The organism is Reichenbachiella carrageenanivorans, from assembly GCF_025639805.1.
Lineage (GTDB): Bacteria > Bacteroidota > Bacteroidia > Cytophagales > Cyclobacteriaceae > Reichenbachiella > Reichenbachiella carrageenanivorans.
In genome coordinates this window covers 4,211,189-4,231,059 of sequence record NZ_CP106735.1, presented here as the reverse complement: position 1 = coordinate 4,231,059, position 19,871 = coordinate 4,211,189, and the positions used below count along the sequence as shown (strand labels likewise).

Below are 19,871 nucleotides of genomic sequence, written 5' to 3'. Positions count from 1 at the left end.
TTGAAAAAAATAAAAAAAGATAGATCAATCAGTTATGAAGAAAGCTAATTTGTTGACTATAGCCTATGTGCTGATAGTCGCCCTGTCGGGTTGTGGGTCTCAAAAATCAGCTGTAGAAGAGCAGCAGCCAAATGTGATTTTTATATTTCCAGACCAGTTTAGAAACTCCAGTCTTGGCATCTGGTCACAGCCTGGCTATGACCAGCACTTGCAAGGCAATCCAGACCCAGTAAACACACCTGCATTGGATAAAATGGCCGCAGAAGGGGTCGTATTTAGTCAGGCAGTAAGCAATTTTCCGCTTTGTAGTCCATATCGTGCCATGATGCTTTCAGGCATGTATCCAGATACCAATGGGGCGACCAACAATTGTCGGATGGACAGGGAGTCTTCCTTGAGATCTGACGTGACAGCGATTACAGATGTGTTTGCCCAAGGAGGGTACAATGTATCCTATTTTGGCAAATGCCATTGGTTGAAAAATGAACCACTTTTTGATGCTAATGGTACTTATCATGGCACTACAGACCCTCCTGGTGGGGAGTATATCAACCGATATGATACCTACATCCCTCAAGGGCCAGACCGTCACAGTATTGACTATTTCTGTCAGGTACTCAAGGACGTACACTTCGATCCGTTGGTCTATGCTAGTGACCCTAAAATCATCGGTGGGAAAAAAGACGGAGAACTATTCTACCCCAAACGGTTCTCTGCGGAGTTTGAATCAGAAAATATTATCAATTACCTAGACAATACACACAAACAGAGAGATACAGAAAAGCCTTTCTTTATGATTTGGTCGCTTAATCCTCCTCACAATCCATGGACAGAGGAAAGTACCAAAATGGAGTATTTTGATCAGTACACTGACAATGGTGAGGTCGATCTGGATAGACTGCTTACGCATGAAAATGCAGATCATGAAATAGGGCAGTATGCCCCTTATTACTTTGCCAATGTGAGTGCTGTAGATTACTATATAGGTCTTGTATTGGACAAGCTAGAGGCTATGGGCATAGCCGACAATACCATCATCGTTTTTTCATCTGACCATGGAGAAATGCTCGGTAGCCATGGCAAGCGTGGCAAAAATGTACCAGAAAACGAATCGCTCAATATTCCATTTGTGGTGAAATGGGGAGACAAACTCAAGCACCGGGTAGAAGACCTCATTATGGGCGCACCAGATGTCTTGCCCACGTTAGTAGCTTTAGCAGGTATGGAAAACCGAATCCCTGCAGAGGTACAAGGTACAAACTATGCGGATGTCATTAAAAAACCAGAAGAAAATGAAAACAAAAAACCCAAAGCCGTTCTCATTATGAATTATAAAACACGTGGAGTCTTCACGGGCGATTATACTTTTGTAGTTAGAGAAGACAAAAATCAAGCATCCGAAATTTATTGTTATGACAATAAAAAGGATCCCAATCAACTGGAGAAAATAGCTTTTGAACAACTAAACAGTACTGTGGGGGGTGAATTGAAATCTTCGCTTGAGCGTCTATTGAAACAGACCAACGACAGGTGGTATCAAGAAAAAGTAGCGTCCAATTTTTTAAATTATAATTAATAATGAGTGTATTGAAAGTGGGGAAGAAAGTTAAATTATTAGTAGCCATTGTACTAGGTGTATGCCTATCAGCTCATGGTCAGGATGTGCAGACACCTGTCCGAGTGATGGAGAGTTTTGAAGAAGGCATACCTGCAGGGCTTGAGTCTACAGGGGGGCGCATAAGTATAGACACCCTGCGGATGAAATATGGCGAAAAATCCTTGAAGTGGGATTGGTCGGGCAATGCCGTTTTGACTTTCGATACACCCATAGGATATCAAAAACAGCGATTGGTCACAGACTTGAGTAAGCTTAGCAATGGCCACGGAGGGAGTGAGAAAAACCCAGTTTTAGCACCTCCAAGAGGTTTTTTTCTATGGATATACAACGACAAGGCGAGCAATCAGCGCATTCGATTCCAGTTTGGAAGAGGAGATGAGGTGGATTGTGAATTTGATTATAATCTCAATTTTAAAGGATGGCGCACGGTAGTAGTAGGCTACGACAGAGGAGACATGCGTGGCGTACCAAGAGAGGACATGACCAGATTGACTATCAATGCACCTGCTACAGGTAGTGGTACTTTTTATTTAGATGTGATGGGGCTATCTGTACCCATGAATCCTCGTACAGTCAACCCCAATCCTCAATTGCCAGAAATAGATATGCATCCTAGACTGGTGTCGCAGTACCCACATCTTTTGTACGAATACAGTAAGTATAGGCCTACGTTTCCCCTAGAGCCTTTGACTGATGAAGTAGTGGCGGATTTCAGAACGTTGGAAGCGCAAGCCTTGGAATTTTGGTTGCCCGCCTACGAGCAGCAAAAATGGAACGAACAAAAAATAGCAGGTATTCGCAAGCGGTTCGAGGCTTTTGAGATTACCAGATCAGGTGATCAGATTTATGGTAGACCTTTGGTTAAATCGCACATCATGACAGACCATTTCAACGAAATGGATATGTCGAACAAGGAGCTATTGGAAGGGGTGATGATTTGGAAAACCAAATTTGATGCCCTCATGGGGGATTTGGCAAAAGCCTACCGCTGGACTAATTCGGAGACATCTAAAAAAGAACTCGAAAGCATGTTTATCGACCTGTTCGATTACGGAATAGACCAAGGCTTCGATACAGGAGCAGGGTTGGGTTGGATGCATCATTATTCTTATTGCATACGTGCTTATGCACCAGCCATGTTTCTGATGAAAGAGGTATTACTCAAGCATGATAAGCTCAACAAAGCCATTGAAATATGTAAGTGGTTTTATAGCTTCAATCAGGTGTACAACGAAGCATATGTTTATGGCTTCGAAGGCAGAACGGGTATCAATGCTGATGAATCGCAAGGGCTTTTGAGTCAGCGGCTTACTACAGCATTATTGATGGAGGATTCCCCAGAAAAAGCCAGAGACTTAAAACATTTTTCGTCCTATTTTTCAAATATCACTACAGCATATGCTCATGCACTAGACGAAACTTTCAAACCAGACGGTACTGTTTTTCATCATGCAGGACATGCCTACGGGTATGGCGGGCGTGCAGTTTTTGGTACGGTAGCTACTCTGTATATGTTGTCATCTACGTCATTTTCAGCTACTCAGCCTGCCTATGATCGAATGAGTAATGTTGTAGAGACACTCTATTTAGGTTTATTTGGTACTGAAAAACGCGAAGCCCCCAAGGCTTTTGCTTCCATACGTTTCAGTATTTATGAGTTAAACGAACAGTTTTACATTATACCAGCTTTGATGGCTCTGGCTAGTCCAGCACGAGACGAAGTGATGGAGTCAGAATACTTAGAGTTAATAGGAAAAGAGAAACCGTATAAACCTGAGTTTCAATATTGGCTAGACAAGATAGAACGAAGGAATAAAATTACCAGTGATTTTCAATATGTAGGATTCAAGATGTTGCCTTATTCCAATGTGGGTATCAGACGACAGCAAAATGATTGGATGATCACCGTTCGTGGGCATAGCAAGTACGTGATACCATTCGAGAGTTGGGGATCTTCTTTTTTTGCCTATCCATTGTACATAGCCCATGGTTATTTAGATATTGCTTACCCGAGCAGTTTAGATAGTTCTACCCCGTCTGATGGTACTACTTGGGTGCCAGGGTTTGATTGGCACAGGTGGCCAGGCAGTACGACTGTTCGTTTGCCTTATGATCAGATGGAGACCAACCCAGGGCAGGTAAGAGACGAAGGAGGAGAGTACTTATTGAGCGATCAAGCCTTTAGCGGTGGGGTTTCGTCTACTACTGGATTAGGTTTGTACGCCTTTCAGTTCAAAGGACATGATAAGTTTGGTTTAGAGTCCTTTACAGGAAAAAAATCTTATTTCTTTTTCGGGGAATATGTCGTTTGTATAGGAAGTGATATTACCAGTGGCTTGACAGCACATGATGTAGAAACCACCCTGTTTCAAACAGCACTGGTAGATACCAGTCTACCTACTGCTACTTCGGAGGGGAGTCTGTCCGATTTTCCTATAGAAAAACAAATGATTGGAAATCAATCATTTTGGGCAATCGATAGTAGAGGATCAGGGTATTTTCTTTCTGGTGAGATGATGAAAAAGGGGATTCAGTTTTATAGAAACACACAGACCAATCCTGATGCTATAGGTAAGAAAGAGCTGAGTGGAGATTTTGTATCTGCTTATATCAACCATGGCTCAGCGCCAGATCAAGCGTCTTATCAATACATCGTGATGGCCGATGCTACACCAGCTAAAATGGAGACATTTGCTACTGAGATGAATGAGAAGACGCCGCCATTTAGCGTTTTGCAAAGTGATGAAAATGCGCATGTTGTTCACTGGGCCAAGGGGCAGTCTACAGCCTATGCGGTCTATGCTCCATCAGGATTGGGTTTCAAAAAAGGAACCGTCAAAGCAGTAAATAAGTCTTCGACCTTTATCACTGAGTCGGAAGGCAATCTACTCAGGCTATCCGTGGCCGATCCAGATCTCAATATCTACGAAGGACAGGATGATCGCCTGCCTGATGGTTCCAGAGTAGAGCTGTCTATCTATGAGCATGAGTGGTTCTTTTGGCCTAGTCGCCCGCATACTGTTCGGCTCACGCTGAGAGGCTCATGGGCTATAGCTGAGCAAACCAAATGGATAGAAACTGCTGAAATAAAAGAAGTAAAAGTATTGAGTACCAATAGGTCGGAAACAGTGATCGAGTTCGAGTGTAGAGATGGATTGAGCGCAGAAGTACTATTGACCCCTAAAAAGTAAAAGATGAGAAATTTAAAAATAATAAACGTGGCTGCTGTTGCTGTAGCACTGATTGTAGGAGCAGGTACACTCTTTCAGTGTACAAATAAAACAGATGCTCCGGCACGTACCGAAGTGACGATCAAGGGAGAACAATTTTATATCAATGGAGAGCTAACCTACAAAGGACGGTATTGGAACGGTCATAAAATTGAAGGCTTGTTGATGAATTCCAGAATGGTACAGGGCATTTATGATGATGTCAACCCTGAATCGGCTGGTAGGTTCAAATATCCAGATACAGGGATTTGGGATCCAGAAAGAAACACGGCTGAGTTTGTGGCAGCTATGCCTGAATGGAAGCGCCACGGTCTATTGGCTTTCACGCTCAACCTACAAGGCGGTAGTCCCATGGGATATGGCAACCTCAATAGCATTAACTCTACCTTCGATTCGTTGGGTAATCTGCGGCCTGCTTATATGGCTAGATTAACCAAGGTTTTAGATAAAGCAGATGAATTGGGTATGGTGGTTATTTTGGGTTATTTCTATTTTGGACAAGATCAGGTACTCGCTGATGAAATGGCAGTGATCAACGGGGTAGACAATATCACCAACTGGCTATTAAATAAGGGGTACAAAAACATACTCGTAGAGATAGGCAATGAAGTGGATTATCCTAAGTATGAGCACAGCATCCTGACTGCAGAGCGGATACATGAGTTGGTAGCCAGAGTACAAGGCATAGAAAAAGACGGGTACAGATTGCTAACCAGTACCAGTTACCGTGGAGGAAGAGCACCACAGTCTAATGTGGTCGAAATCGCAGATTTCCTTCTGATTCATGGCAACAAAATGGAGCATCCCGAAGACATCTACACCCTGGTGGAAGAAACTAGAAATGTGCAGGGCTACACCCCCAAACCAATCCTATTCAATGAGGATGATCATTATGATTTTGATGCAGAGAGCAACAACATGGTTAATGCCGTGAAGGCTTATACTTCTTGGGGGTATTTTGATTTCAGAAAAGAAGGAGAAGCTTTTGAAAATGGTTTTCAAACCGTACCTGTGAGCTGGGAAATCAACTCTGACCGAAAAAAGAGTTTTTTTAATAAAGTAAAAGAAATCACAGGGTATTGATTTGCATACAAGAAAAAAATGGCCTTAAGCCTAGTAGAGAAGATTAATTAGTGAAAATAAAAAGTGATATGAGAAAGTATAGTATGTGTAAGTGGGTATGGTACTCATTAGTGTTTTTAGCTTGGGGGTGTGGTACACAGTCCGTGTCAGATCAATCTAAGGAGGTATCCGTGCAGACAGCACCATCCTTTCAAACCGTTAGTAACCCGATGAATCTAAGCTATAGGTTTAGGCCAGAGTTGCCTTCTCGGAGAGAAGCCGCCGATCCTACGGTAATCAAATTTAAAGGTGAATATTACCTTTTTGCTTCCAAATCTGGGGGATATTGGTATTCGAAAGATCTAGCTGATTGGATCTTCGTAGAGACCAACGAGATCCCAACTGAAGACTATGCACCCACGACTATTGTACTCGGAGACAAAATCTATTTGGCCGTTTCCTCTAAGAAAAACAACAAAGTCTATAGCTCTTCAGACCCTAAGAGTGGCAAGTGGGAAGCCAGCCATACCTTGCCTTTTGCAGTAGAAGACCCTGCTTTTTTTCTCGATACAGACAATCGATTGTACCTGTATTGGGGCTGCTCAAATGTGAAACCGCTCTATGCCGCAGAGATAGACAAGGAGACGTTTCAGTTTTTAAGCGAAACCAGCGAAACGATTTTTCCTAATCCAGCGCAGCTAGGTTTTGAAGTGCGTGGAGACTACAACGATGAGTATGACAATGCACCCTGGCTGGAAGGCTCTTGGATGAATAAGCACAACGACAAATACTACTTGCAATACTCGGCGCCAGGCACACGCGAAAAATCGTATGCCGATGGGGTCTATGAATCTGACCACCCACTTGGGCCTTTTACTTTGGCTTCCAACAACCCATTTTCATACAAGCCCGAAGGTTTTGCGTGTGGAGCAGGGCATGGTAGTACGTTCTACGACGACTATGGCAACCTCTGGCATACTGGTACTATTTCGGTTTCGGTCAAGCACAAGTTTGAACGTCGAATCGGTTTTTACCCTGCTTTTTTCGATGCGGATGGAGTGCTTCATACAGTCAATAAATATGGAGATTACCCGATTATTATCCCGAACAAACGCATAGAAAGCTTCGATGAAATTTTCCCAGGATGGATGCTCTTGTCCTACAATAAGCCTGTTGAAGTTTCTTCGGCGGTCGATTCATTTGCTCCTGCCCATGCCAACGACGAAAACATCCGTACCTATTGGGCCGCACAGAGTGGAGCTGCAGGAGAGTGGCTGAGTGTAGATTTAGGTGAGTCGAGTAGCATTTATGCCATTCAGGCCAACTTTGCAGAGTACAATACACAAATACTAAATCGCCAGCAGGGCTTGCGTCACCAGTATGTGGTAGAAGGCTCTGATGATAAAACCGACTGGCAGATGGTGCTAGATAAGTCTGACAACGACAATGATCGTTCGCATGATTATACCCAACTTTCGGAACCTGTAAGCTACCGATACATCAGAATCAAAAATGTGAAAGTACCAGACGGCAACTTTGCCATCTCAGGGTTAAGAATATTTGGAAAAGGTACTGGAGCTGAGCCGATCAAAGTAAATGAATTGGAAGTAGAAAGAAATATCCAAGACCGTAGAATGGTCACGCTTAAATGGACGAAGTCTGATAACGCTACAGGTTACAACATCAGCTTCGGTTCGCACCCCGACAAGCTATACCATAGTTATATGGTCTATACCGATACAGAAGTGACCATCCGTAGTTTGGATAGTAAGCAGCCGTATTTTTTCACCATAGAATCATTCAATGAAAATGGAATTACTCCTAGTGAAATAACCAAACAAGTAGAATAACTATTTGATGCTAGTGGTTTTGAAAATCATAAAACACATTATACATCCTCTGGCTGGTCGTACTAGAGCGACCAGCTGGTCGATGTGCCGAAATAAAAAGGTATTAATGATAAGCCTTTTTATATCTGCTGTCCTTTCGGGAAACATCAAGGCACAGAGCGGTGATTTTTCTAACTACCAGTGGTCTGCCATAGCAGCTACAGGCGAACCAGTGGCACGTCACGAAAATGCTTTTGTGGAGTTTGAAGGTAAGTTTTACTTGATGGGAGGGAGAGGGATCAAACCTGTCAATGTATTTGATCCGAGCACCAATGAGTGGGAGCAAAAAGCCAATACGCCAATAGAGTTTCATCATTTTCAGCCAGTCGTATATCAAAAAGCAATCTACATCGTGAGTGCACTTACAGGACCATACCCTACGGAAGTGCCCATCAGCCATGTATGGATATATCACCCAGCCAGAGATGTTTGGGAAAAAGGATCCGAAATACCTGCTGCTTTTCAAAGAGGGGGAGCAGGGGCGGTATTGAGGTCGAATAGGATATATGTGGTCTGTGGCATCACCTATGGTCATACCAGTGGTACCACCAATGCGATGAGTTATTATGATTTGGGAAACTCAAAATGGACAGCGTTGACCAAAGCCCCTCATGTCAGAGATCATTTTACGGCTGTGATAGTAGAGAATCAGTTGTATTGTATCGGAGGTAGAAATACTAGTGTACATCACCCAGCTGATTTTACAGCTTTTTTTGGAGCTACGGTTTCCGATATAGATGTCTACGATTTCGATGCGAACAAATGGGTGACCCTCAAAGAAAAATTGCCGATAGCTACTGCTGGTGCTGGAGTAGTGAGTAGGGGTGATTATATCTTTTATATCGGAGGAGAATCTGCTCAAGATACAGCACACAGCGAGACCCAAGTCTTCGATGTGAAGACAAGGCAGTGGAGGACATGGTCTCCGCTGGTAGTAGGACGACATGGTAGTCAGGCTGTGCAGTACCAACGCAAAATCTACTTAGCAGCAGGCAGTCCCAAGAGAGGTGGAGGCAATATGAATTCCATCGAGGTATTCGAACTGAAAAAATAGATGACCCTCAATTACGCTGATTATTACTATTTGGAATCATTAGTCTAGCTGTATAAAAAAAAATAATTACTCGAAAAACCCGCTATGAAAATTAAAAACCTGATCGTATTTGGAGCCTCTTGTGTACTAGCTCTGGCATGTCAGCACAAACAGGTACAGCAGGAATCGACTCTGTGGCATACCTACTGGCGTGCCCAAAATGAGGAGCATCTGACCTCGGATTTGGTTGATTATTCATATGCAGGTTTTGATTTTGGTGAGAGTGATATACCCGTTAAGTATTGGTTGTCCGAATTCGATGTTTTAGATTTTGGTGCCAAGCCAGATGATAATATCTCAGATTTTGAAAGTATTCAGCAGGCGATAGATGCCGCCGAAGAAGCTGGTGGTGGAGTGGTTACTTTCCCTAAAGGGAGATTCTTAGTGAGTGAATCCCGAGCCATACAGCGAAGTCTGGAAATCACATCTAGCAATATCATCCTAAAAGGGGACCAAAGTGGCGGTACGGAATTTTACATGAAAGATCACATGACTCCTCGTGATACGACTAAAACATGGACTACACCTGCTAAGGTTGTTTTTAAAGGAGAACATATCGAAACAGAACTAGTCGCTAGACTGGCGGCTAACATCCAAAAAGGGGATGATAAGATGATATTTGATCAAGTACCTGATTTGGCTTCAGGAGATGTATTGTTGCTCAAAGCAAAAGGCACATTTCTCAATGCTCAATTGCTGGAAGGTCTAAAAACACGAGACGTATGGGAGGAAATCAATGTAAATGGAGCTAGAGTAAACGAGTATCATGAGGTGAAATCTGTAGATGGAAAAGTAGTAACACTGCGAGCGCCAGTGCTGGTAGATGTAGATATTAGCCAATCTTGGCGTATTGTCAAATACCATATGATCTCTAATTGTGGTTTTGAGCAAATCAATTTTACCGCCAATTTTTTGGAACCTTTCGAGCATTTGAAAAATGCCCGTCATGATGCGGGCTACAAGGCACTACAAATGATTCGTTGCAGAAACTCATGGGTGAAAAATTGTACATTTAGGAATGTAAGCGCTGCGGTTGTGTTTAGAAGCAACTTGTCTAGCACGGTGCTCAAATGCCAGACTGTTGGCAATTCGGGACATGAAAGCTTCAGCTTTATATCGAGTACGCGCTGCATGATGTCTTATTGCCAAGACAATTCGCTGCAGTGGCATGGCCCCAATACATCACACGCTTCTGTAGGCACAGTTATTTTTAAATTCAAAGGAAAAAACTCAGGGATCAACCTCCATGGGAAAAGCCCGAGGGTCACCTTGTTTGATCAGTGCGAAATAGGGGGATTTACTGGGGATCGAGTGGGCAAGCCGAGTCATGGCGCTCATTATACAAATCTACCCAACCATCTCGATGGATTGGTGATCTGGAACTATCACCAAACGGGTTTGCCAGTGTCTAATTTCAATTTCTGGGATTTATTAGAAAATACCCCAGAAGAGCTATACGGCCCACTTACAGCAGTCAATCCTACTGTAGTGGGTTTTCATGGTGTACCCACCAGTTTTGATGCAAGTAGCCTTGGCTACATCGAGAGCTTAGGTACACCTATAGCTCCAGCGTCTTTGTATGTGCAGCAATTGAAGCTGAGAGGGTTTGATATCCCAGATTTTTTGAAAGAACCCCTATAGCGGATGAGAAAATTTCGATTCATAGCTTTTTCATGCATGGATGATGACCGTGTGGTAGCCAATGGTGAAAAAACTTTGCTTGTCAAGTCTTCGTGGCAGGGTCAAAATGTCGGATAAACCAATTAACCTAAGCTTGAAAACATGAAACATACGCTTTATTTAGTACTAATAATCGGAATACTGGTAGGGTTAGGAGCGTGTGTGCAAAACCAAAAAGAGCCTACGAATATAGCACTGCCAGCTACTGAAGGAGCAGGTGCAGCCCAATCAGATGTACTCTATCACTATTCTATATGGAAGGCTTTTGTCAATAAAATATTTGCTAGTGCACTGACTGCCAAGGAACTGAAAACGAAAGGTGATTTGGCTTTGGGGTCGTACGACGACTTGGACGGAGAGCTGATTATGCTAAACGGGATACTCTTTCGAGCCTCTGAAAACGGTCAGGTGAATACCGTGGAGGATCATACCCCAATAGCGTATGCGACAGCTGCATTTTTTGAAACAGATCAGTCATTTGCACTACCCAAAATCAACAACTACAAGCAGCTAAGAGAAGCGATCAAGGCTCAAATGATTTCTAAAAATATATTTTATGCTTTTAAAATCAAGGGTCATTTTTCTAAAATGAAATGTGGAAAACTACACAAGCAAGGGCAGCCTTTCACAGAAGGAGAAGACGTATTGATACAAAAACGCCCTGTTTTCGTACGTGAAAATTTTAAAGGAACGATGGTTGGTTTCTTCTGTCCAGATTTTGTTGAGAATGTCAATGTGGCAAACTATCATCTGCATGTCGTATCAGAGGATCGGGCATTTGCTGGGCATGTGATGGAGGTAGAAGCCGAAAACCTCATTGTTGAGATGGATTATATGTACGACTATCAATTGGTTTTGCCTCGTTCTGAGGAGTTTCTTCAAGGGAATTTTGAGAAGGAGTTACAATGCCAGAAGTAACAAGTATACAAAAGCAGCTAAATGAAAAGGAAACTACTTTTTTTAAGCCTAGGGCTAATCAGTGTATGGCAGGTGCAGTCCCAACCTGCTGGCTCTGTGTATGCTAGTCGCATTCATACCGCTATAATTATCGATGGTCAGCTAAACGAACCTGCTTGGCAAAAAACGATGCCTAAGTCTTTGGACTATTTCTATGGAGTAGAACAGCCGTCGGACAGACAGCAAACGGAGGTAAAGTTGCTTTGGGATGACGAAAATGTATATATCTCTTTCTACTGTAAAGACAAATATTTGACAGCTAGAGAAAGAACTAGAAATGGTAAAACCTTTTTCGATGACTGTGCGGAGGTTTTTATCACACCAGCCTCAGGTATAGGCAGGATGCACTTTGGATTCGAAGTCAACCTGTATAAAACGCCTAACGACTTTATCTATGTCAGTCAGTTTATTGATGGGAAATCTGGAGTAGTCAAATCCTACAATCCAGCTTATGAGCTGGGTGTATACTATCAAGGTACCTTAAATAACAATGAGGATGTAGATATGGGATGGTCTATGGAAATGGCTTTGCCTCTCCAGCTTTTTCACAATCCCAAAACATTTGTCAAGGCAGAAATTGGCGCAAAGTGGACAGTGATGATCGTGAGACAAGATCGCAACGAAGTCTCTGGGACAAGGCGTACGTCATCCGTCATGTTTCCATTGGAAGACTCGGTTGCTAATATCCATACCCCAAGCAATTTTGGTTGGTTGAAATTTGTAGAATAATAGATGCGATTTGGATATGAAAAATACAAGACTTCAAAAATGAAAACCTATCTCTACTGCCTAGTGATTGTCATGAGTGCTGTAGGAAGAGGTGTGTCCCAAAACCAGGACATGTTTTTTGAAAATGATCGTATGAATAAAACGGTTTTGGAGGGTTGTAATTTGTCCGATCAAGTTTCGATGCAGGAGTTAAACCTTGAAGGTGAAACCTTGTATTCAGGGAAAAGTTATGCTTTTCTGGATAATCAAAATACAGATAAAACACATACCATAGCAATATATACGAGTGAAGAATCGGGAACTTACACCTTGCATGTTTGGTCGGATGCCCCCGAGTCTTCACTGTCTATAGTCGTTATCCCTCCATTTTGGAACGTTGTTTTGCTGTGGTCTGTACTGGCATTTTTTTTTGCAGTTTTCATTTTAATACTTGTGAAAAAACGAAAAGCAAGAAGGGATACAGCGAGGCAACGGTTTGTTGCTAATCATAGATATACAGAAGAGGAAGAAAAATTCGTCGAGGAGGTACAACGTATTGTAAACGAAAACCTCTCAAATGATGCATTTTCTATTGAAATGTTGAGCAAGCAGGTAGGAGTAAGCAGAACACAGCTCAATAGGAAATTGCATGAATTGATGGACACTACTCCAAGTGAATTGGTTAGATCCTTTAGGGTACATACAGCAGCTCAGCTCATCAGAGAGAGCGGTATGCGCATGACAGAAATATACCTGCAGGTGGGTTTTTCAGGAAGGGCTCCTTTTATTGACAATTTCAAAAAATATTATCAGATGACCCCAAGTGATTATGCCAGAAAGTATCGGCAGCGTAGAAAAAGAGGAAAGAACATGGAAGATGAATCATAGCGGGTTGTTTTTAATTTCCCCGTATGGGATCTAATACGCTTGTTTTCACTGAGCCCTAGCGCCATATATCTACACCCAGAGTATTTCAGACTGTAGCGATATAGTTGGGCAGATAGGTCTCATATTCTGTACGATCGTGCAACAGTTGGACAGGTAGGCAACTTTATATTTGGTGGCTAAGTGGTAGAATGAGAAAAATATATGAAAGACAAAAACCAGCACGCTATGAAATATGCCTTATTAGTCATCTTAGGAGTTACCCTATATACGACTTGTCAACATCCACCATCACCTAATGCTAAGATTTATGATGACTTTGTAAATGATCCGATCAAGAGTCAATTACAAGATTTTTCTTATGCTGGTTATGGCTATGGAGAAAAGACAATATTAGAAGACCGCTCTTTAATCAATGTCAATCACTTTGGTATTATGCCGAATACAGGCGAAGATTTGACCATACCTGTACAAGCTCTTTTGGATTCGATAGGACAAGCAGGAGGAGGTGTAGTATTTTTCCCAAAGGGACGTTATGCTTTTAATATGGATACGAGTCAAGTGCAGTTTCTTACGATAGACTATGATCATATAGTGATACGTGGCGAAGGCACAGACGAAAATGGCACCATACTCTATAGCGGATCAAATACTGTCCAGCTGGACGAGTCCCCGTGGATTTCTCCTTTTATGATTCGAACAGGTTATCAGATACAGGGAACCAAAAAAATGTGGGGATTCAAAAGTAGAAAAATAGACCAATCCGCATTGGCAGAAGCCAAAGCCAAGACCAATCAAGACGGAACCATCTACGAAGCAGAAGCAATAGCGTCTTTTGCCAAAGAAGCGAAGAAAGGCGATACAGTCATTTACCTAGATCAAACCATCGATGTCCGACCTGGAGACTTTCTTTTATTGGGGATGTACAATACCTCCGAAGATGGTAATTTGATCAAGGATCTTTTGAGTCCGATGGACTCATTCGAGTCCTATATGGGGGCGGCCTTACAAGCTGGACCAGAACAGGCAGCCAGTTATCAGGTTTTGGTAGAAGTGAAGGCGGCAGATGCTGAAAACCGTATTGAACTGGTGCAGCCCTTGCGTCGAGACATGCCGATGATCTATGAGCCAGTAGTGGCTATGGCTCCTATGCTCACAGGCATAGGTATTGAAAATGTACGTTTCGAAAGTGGCTGGGATGGAGAATTTTGTCATCATGGCTGTGAGGATTCTGATAAAAGAGAATCAAGAATTATGGACTATGGGTGGAATGCCATCAATATGGCTCGTGTAGCGCACGGGTGGGTAAAAAACGTTTGTATTAAGAATTTTACTAATGCGATTTACCTACAGGATAGTAGAAATGTGACCATTAGTGAGGTTACGCTACGAGGGTACAATGGACATGCAGGGATCAAACTGTATGGGCATTCAGAAGACAATCTCATAGAGAATATAACCATCAATACTCATTTTCGACACATACTCAGTGGAGAGGGCAATGGCTACGGCAATGTGTTTAGATATGTGACCTATGAGCTGAAAGATGAAGATGGAGACGGCGAAGCTCAGATAGATTTTCATGGATTTTCGGATCGTTTTTTTTCACCAATGGGGTATAATTTATTTGAAAATATTAAGGGAATTCATGCCATCAGAGGATCGGGAGCACAGCACAATTTACCCAATGCCTCTCGTGGCAATGTGTTTTGGAATATTGAGGCAAGCCCAACTGGCCAGTATGCAGAAATCATTCAATATTATAAAAACTATAAAGAAGGCAAAGAAATAAAATCAGATCACTACAAGTATTACCCAGGTTCTATTGTGGTAGGTTTTTATGGTGAAGGCAAGCAGTTTGTCATAGAGGGTAGCCCTGCTGACCGAACAGATGAGGGGGTTTATGTAGAATCGCTCAATACCGGAAAGGTTCAGCCAGAGTCATTGTATCAAGCACAATTAGAATATCGACTGAAACAGAGGTAGTTACATGAAATCATGCGTATAAAAAAGGCCACTTTTCTTTAAGAAAAGTGGCCTTTTTTATACGCTATAGCACAGGATGTGCGATTGAATGATATTCATACATTTTTGAACGATTTTGATACATCCTATTTGCTGTTTCATCATACATTCTGGTGTGGTTTGATACAGACTACAGCATGAAACAAAACAATAATTTCAAACAAAACTATTTTAAATGATGAAAAAGTTACTTTATGTATTAATGATGAATCTACTGGTTTTTACAAGCCAGGCACAGCTCCGAGTAGGAGACCCTGGGGTCACAGTAGATCAGAGTAAATTTGACACGGATTATCCACAGATGAACCGCTGGGCCAATGCAGGGGTGAGAGGTGGGATTCCTTTTATCAGTTCTTTTGATAAAACGGCTAGTATGAATGCCGGTAATAGTTCGGCGATCAATGCGGCTATTACCAGCCTTTCTAATTCTCTCTCTAGTGGAGAAACAGGGTTGCTGACTTTGAATAATGGCACCTATACCATCAATGGTACGGTGAATATGAAATCGAATGTCTCTATCATAGGGCAAAGTAGAAATGGAGTGATTTGTAATATTACAATGAGTAGTAATGATGCATTTCTGTTCAATAATGTAAGCAATTGTGGGATATACAAACTCACGATCCAAGGCAGTTGGGGGCAGCCAATTTATAATTGGAACTATAGCTTGGATGAGAATAGAGAATTTACAAATACCAACGTGTCGGTACGTCTCAAAGGTGGTACAGAAGACTGCTGGCTAGATAAAGTGACTATACTCAATAGTGCAAAAGATCCACTCAGGTGCCCAGCCGATCACAATACCTTCAGAGATCTAATCGTAGATGGCTGTAAGCGCAAAGCAGGAGGAGCAGAAGGTTACTTTTTCATCCAAGGTCGTGACAATCTTATCACAGGATGTCAGATTACGCACTTGCGTCACATTTCACTGCAAGGGGGCAACGTGGAGTACAACGTGTTATACGACAATGACTTTCATCAAGAGGTCAGCTATCACTCTGGAGATAATGGCAACAACCTGGTGGAGTACAATAGAATTACGTTGCCATATGATATGCCTCCAGTGGCTCCAGGGGATGCTGATGCAGTCACTCCTGTAGAAGCGAGAAATAACCTGCCTGTGTATTTTGCACTGATGGGGCCTTGGTCTTCTATGCACACGAATTCTGCCAATCCCAACTTTGCTTTCAGAAACGATTGTGTGCAAAATAACCACAACCATGGAAGTTCTACGCCATGGTCTGACGATACCAAAGTGTATGTGGGGCCATTGAAGAAAGGACTCTCGATTCAAGAGCGCATAGATAATTTTCCTGCTAATGGAAAAGGAGTGCCGAGTGGAGGAACACTTTATGCGGTGAATTTAGGAGGCTCTACTAGTGTATCTGTCACAGGGGTGTCTGTATCACCTTCATCCAAGACGATACAAGTAGGAGCCACCACTACATTATCAGAGACGGTATCGCCAACCAATGCTACTAATAAGACGGTAACTTGGAGTTCGAGCAATACCTCAGTAGCGACAGTCAATAGCAATGGTGTAGTCACAGGTGTATCTGCAGGGTCTGCCACGATCACGGTCAAAACCAATGATGGCAACAAAACAGACACATCGGCTATTACCGTGACAAGTGGAGGGTCTTCAGGAGGGACTACACATACGGAAACTTTCGGGAATTTGACATTAGATGGCTGGGGTACGGAGACTTACACTGGCGATGGAGGGTTCGTTTGGAATGTCAATGCCAAAGGAGCCTCAGGGAATATCGACAGTTCTAAGGGTATATACTTCAATACAGGTAGTACGGGAGTGGTGTCCAATGCTATTGCAGGAGGGATCTCTTCTTTTTCTGTAAAATGCAAAGATTTATGGAGCTCTGGTGTACAGCGTACGATACAGTTGCTAGTGAATGGAACCGTAGTGGGTAGTATGAATCATACAGGATCTTCCGTTTATACTTTTTCAGTGAATAACATCAACATTACAGGTTCTGTGACCATTGGACTGAAGAATGCATCATCGGGAAGTGGAAATAATAGCATTGCCATTGATGATATCAGTTGGACTACTTATGCTGGATCTACTAGCACGCCAGTGACCACCACATTTACTCCTACAAATGATGCTTATTTGCAAGGTACATCTCTAAACAATAATACGCTGATTCGAGTGGAGTCGGGTAATCGTGTCGGGTATCTGAAGTATGATTTGAGTAGTGTGAATGGAACCATCACAGAGGCCAAGTTGAAATTGAAATGTAATGGAGATGGTGGCAATGGCAATGTCAATATTGACCTAGGCAACTCCAACAACTGGACAGAGACTAATTTGTCAAGCGGGAACAAACCTACCTCATCGGCACTTTTGGGTAGCAACAACAGTAGCTATGTCGTAGGTACTACTTATACATGGGACTTGAATGCCTCTGCTTTGTCTGCTGGAGGAAATGTGAGTTTCATCGTGACACAGACCAGTGGCAACGATGCCGCCTTTGCTTCGAAGGAAAATACAGCTACAGCCCCGCAGTTGGAGATTACATACACACCAGCGAGTGGAGCCCGAACAAGCGAAACACCTGTAGGCGAGTCCTTGAATACCGTATCAGTTGTCGCTTTCCCTAATCCATTCACAGATCAGATCAAAGTTAATTTTGGAGCTGCCCCAGTGCGAGAAGTGGGTTTGGTTGATATCAATGGTCGTGTAGTATTTAAACAAACGATTGTGTCAGGTCAGCAGGAGTTGGAAATAAACAATCTAAATATTGAAAATGGGATCTACTTACTCAGACTGGTGGGAGAAGAAACCCAAACGTTTAAGGTTAGAAAATTCAGTGAATAATTTGGCGTAAATAGCTAAAGATACGATTACAGAAGAGGTTGCCTTTCAAGGCAACCTCTTCTTGTTTTATGTCAGTTGTTTTTTTGCGATGAGTAGGCATGTAAATCTGAAAGTGACCCTACAGTGCGTGTACGATCACTTTGCTTGCAATTGTATTATATTGCGTGAAAATCAGTCCGAACTTATTTGCACGTCGATGCCTAAAAGAATCACAATTAAAGAAATTGCAAAGCTGGCCAATGTATCTATAGGTACTGTAGATCGAGCGCTGCATGATCGTAGCAGAGTAGCCCAAGCGACTAAGGATAAGATTCTTGAAATTGCTAAAAAGGGCAACTATTCGTCTAATATTTACGCTCGAAGCCTCAAGCTCAACAGAACATACCAAATAGCAGTGGTACTGCCCGACAACAACCCCTATTGGGATAAACACCGGGCGGGTATCAGTCGGGGGATGTCGGAGTTTGGCGATATGGGATTTGCTCAGCAGGAATATCGCATATCTACCACGAGGGAAGCGGATCGGATTGCTGCTATCGAACAGGCCTTGGCTGATGAACCAGATGGTTTGATCCTGACGCCCAATATGTTGAAGATAGGAGGGAGAGCGATGGAGCTACTCAGCCAGACAGAGGTACCGTTTGTGTTTGTAGATGCAGACATGGAAGGCGTAGACAATCTATCTTTTGTAGGGCAGGATACGTTTCAGAGTGGCCGAATGGCAGGGAGTATATTGCAGAATCCTTATACTCATGATTATTCTGTTTGGGTGGTCACCTTGTCGGAATCAGATGCCCAAAACAAAGCCATCAAAACAAGAATAGCGGGATTGGAGTCTTTTTATAAAAATGATCCTACAGTAAAAATCATTCATATAAATTTAGAAAAGGACGGGTTGTCAATAGATGAACTCAAGCGTCAAATGCGCGAGGCCAAACTGGCGGTGCATCTGTTTATTCCCAATTCGAAATCTCATTTGCTTATGAATGAGTTGCACGACATACGGGAGCAAGCCAAAATGCGTGTGATTGGTTATGACTTGGTAGATGAAAATGTAGACTGTTTGCAAAAGGGCTGGGTAGATGTAGTCATAGATCAACAGCCAATTATGCAGGGGTATTTGGCAGTTCAGTCGCTCTACAAATATTTGATTTTAAAATCAGAAGTGACAAAAAACCAATACCTTCCATTAGACATCATTACTAAAGAAAATCTCAAGTACTGTGATTATTGAAAAGAGGGTTAGGCGCTTATAATCCATAGTCAGGGTTTATAAACTTATTGGCCAAAGCTATTGTTGATTACCCTATGAATACATTACTACACGAAATAAGGCAATGCAAACTGTGTAAGGATGAATTGTCTCATGATCCTAGGCCAGTATTGGCTGCACATACTCGGAGCAAGTTGGTGATTATAGGACAAGCACCAGGGGCGGTAGTGCATCGGACGGGAGTGCCGTGGGACGATAAGAGTGGGGAGAATCTGCGTGCTTGGCTAGGTGTGAGCCAAAGTACATTTTATGATCCAGAAAAAATAGCACTTGTACCCATGGGGTTTTGTTATCCTGGCAAAGGCAAGTCAGGAGACCTGCCTCCTATGCCTACTTGTGCGCCTACTTGGCACAGTAGAGTATTAGGGGAAATGAAAGAGGTAAAGCTTACCTTGTTGATTGGTCAATATGCACAGGGGTATTATCTAGGAGGTCAGGCTTATAATACGTTAACCGAAACGGTTAGGCATTTTGAAGATTACTTGCCTAAATATTTTGTATTGCCTCATCCATCTCCACGTAACAATATTTGGCGAGCAAAAAATCCTTGGTTCGACCAAGAGGTTCTTCCGTCGTTACAGCATAAAATCAGCGAGTGCTTATAAAAAAACA

13 protein-coding genes are annotated in these 19,871 nt (G+C 42.6%); all 13 read left to right on the top strand.

Translation table 11 applies throughout. From position 1 onward, the window contains the following. Window positions 1–34 precede the first annotated feature (34 nt). The 13 genes from N7E81_RS17085 (at window position 35) to N7E81_RS17025 (ending at window position 19,864) form a co-directional block, all read left to right on the top strand. Window positions 35–1,576 carry a sulfatase family protein gene (locus N7E81_RS17085; RefSeq protein ID WP_263050814.1) on the top strand — a complete coding sequence of 514 codons (1,542 nt, stop codon included), beginning with the start codon at window positions 35–37 and terminating at the stop codon, window positions 1,574–1,576. Window positions 1,577–1,578: 2 nt separating this feature from the next. Beyond that, window positions 1,579–4,809: a chondroitinase family polysaccharide lyase gene (locus N7E81_RS17080; RefSeq protein WP_263050813.1), complete on the top strand. Its 3,231-nt coding sequence runs from the start codon at window positions 1,579–1,581 to the stop codon at window positions 4,807–4,809. A 3-nt stretch (window positions 4,810–4,812) separates the two neighbouring features. Further along, window positions 4,813–5,931 carry a glycoside hydrolase family protein gene (locus tag N7E81_RS17075; RefSeq protein WP_263050812.1) on the top strand — a complete coding sequence of 373 codons (1,119 nt, stop codon included), beginning with the start codon at window positions 4,813–4,815 and terminating at the stop codon, window positions 5,929–5,931. Window positions 5,932–5,999: 68 nt separating this feature from the next. After that, entirely contained in the window at window positions 6,000–7,760 is a 1,761-nt protein-coding gene (locus N7E81_RS17070; RefSeq protein ID WP_263050811.1) for a family 43 glycosylhydrolase, read from the top strand. Window positions 7,761–7,866: 106 nt separating this feature from the next. Further along, window positions 7,867–8,853 (top strand): Kelch repeat-containing protein, encoded by a 987-nt coding sequence (locus N7E81_RS17065; protein ID WP_263050810.1) that lies wholly within the window; start codon window positions 7,867–7,869, stop codon window positions 8,851–8,853. An 84-nt stretch (window positions 8,854–8,937) separates the two neighbouring features. Then, window positions 8,938–10,533: a DUF4955 domain-containing protein gene (locus tag N7E81_RS17060; RefSeq protein WP_263050809.1), complete on the top strand. Its 1,596-nt coding sequence runs from the start codon at window positions 8,938–8,940 to the stop codon at window positions 10,531–10,533. A gap of 141 nt (window positions 10,534–10,674) precedes the next feature. Continuing rightward, a complete protein-coding gene (locus N7E81_RS17055) occupies window positions 10,675–11,490 on the top strand; it encodes an acetolactate decarboxylase (protein WP_263050808.1) in 816 nt (271 codons plus the stop codon). Window positions 11,491–11,511: 21 nt separating this feature from the next. Continuing rightward, a complete protein-coding gene (locus N7E81_RS17050) occupies window positions 11,512–12,258 on the top strand; it encodes a carbohydrate-binding family 9-like protein (protein ID WP_263050807.1) in 747 nt (248 codons plus the stop codon). 39 nt (window positions 12,259–12,297) lie between these two features. Further along, entirely contained in the window at window positions 12,298–13,125 is an 828-nt protein-coding gene (locus tag N7E81_RS17045) for a helix-turn-helix domain-containing protein (RefSeq protein ID WP_263050806.1), read from the top strand. A 201-nt stretch (window positions 13,126–13,326) separates the two neighbouring features. After that, complete coding sequence (locus N7E81_RS17040) at window positions 13,327–15,108, top strand: DUF4955 domain-containing protein (protein ID WP_263050805.1); 1,782 nt, start codon at window positions 13,327–13,329, stop codon at window positions 15,106–15,108. A 214-nt stretch (window positions 15,109–15,322) separates the two neighbouring features. Beyond that, window positions 15,323–17,986, top strand: coding sequence for an Ig-like domain-containing protein (locus N7E81_RS17035; RefSeq protein WP_263050804.1), 2,664 nt, complete (start codon window positions 15,323–15,325; stop codon window positions 17,984–17,986). A gap of 196 nt (window positions 17,987–18,182) precedes the next feature. Then, window positions 18,183–19,220, top strand: a complete 1,038-nt coding sequence (locus N7E81_RS17030) for a LacI family DNA-binding transcriptional regulator (protein WP_263050803.1) — start codon at window positions 18,183–18,185, stop codon at window positions 19,218–19,220. Window positions 19,221–19,294: 74 nt separating this feature from the next. Beyond that, window positions 19,295–19,864, top strand: a complete 570-nt coding sequence (locus N7E81_RS17025) for a uracil-DNA glycosylase family protein (RefSeq protein ID WP_263050802.1) — start codon at window positions 19,295–19,297, stop codon at window positions 19,862–19,864. Window positions 19,865–19,871: the final 7 nt, after the last annotated feature.

Excerpts from the sequence above, each read along its gene's own strand:
- N7E81_RS17085 (WP_263050814.1), top strand. The coding sequence starts at position 35 with ATGAAGAAAGCTAATTTGTTGACTATAGCCTATGTGCTGATAGTCGCC.
- N7E81_RS17080 (WP_263050813.1), top strand. The coding sequence starts at position 1,579 with ATGAGTGTATTGAAAGTGGGGAAGAAAGTTAAATTATTAGTAGCCATT.
- N7E81_RS17075 (WP_263050812.1), top strand. The coding sequence starts at position 4,813 with ATGAGAAATTTAAAAATAATAAACGTGGCTGCTGTTGCTGTAGCACTG.
- N7E81_RS17070 (WP_263050811.1), top strand. The coding sequence starts at position 6,000 with ATGAGAAAGTATAGTATGTGTAAGTGGGTATGGTACTCATTAGTGTTT.
- N7E81_RS17065 (WP_263050810.1), top strand. The coding sequence starts at position 7,867 with ATGATAAGCCTTTTTATATCTGCTGTCCTTTCGGGAAACATCAAGGCA.
- N7E81_RS17060 (WP_263050809.1), top strand. The coding sequence starts at position 8,938 with ATGAAAATTAAAAACCTGATCGTATTTGGAGCCTCTTGTGTACTAGCT.
- N7E81_RS17055 (WP_263050808.1), top strand. The coding sequence starts at position 10,675 with ATGAAACATACGCTTTATTTAGTACTAATAATCGGAATACTGGTAGGG.
- N7E81_RS17050 (WP_263050807.1), top strand. The coding sequence starts at position 11,512 with ATGAAAAGGAAACTACTTTTTTTAAGCCTAGGGCTAATCAGTGTATGG.
- N7E81_RS17045 (WP_263050806.1), top strand. The coding sequence starts at position 12,298 with ATGAAAACCTATCTCTACTGCCTAGTGATTGTCATGAGTGCTGTAGGA.
- N7E81_RS17040 (WP_263050805.1), top strand. The coding sequence starts at position 13,327 with ATGAAAGACAAAAACCAGCACGCTATGAAATATGCCTTATTAGTCATC.
- N7E81_RS17035 (WP_263050804.1), top strand. The coding sequence starts at position 15,323 with ATGATGAAAAAGTTACTTTATGTATTAATGATGAATCTACTGGTTTTT.
- N7E81_RS17030 (WP_263050803.1), top strand. The coding sequence starts at position 18,183 with ATGCCTAAAAGAATCACAATTAAAGAAATTGCAAAGCTGGCCAATGTA.
- N7E81_RS17025 (WP_263050802.1), top strand. The coding sequence starts at position 19,295 with ATGAATACATTACTACACGAAATAAGGCAATGCAAACTGTGTAAGGAT.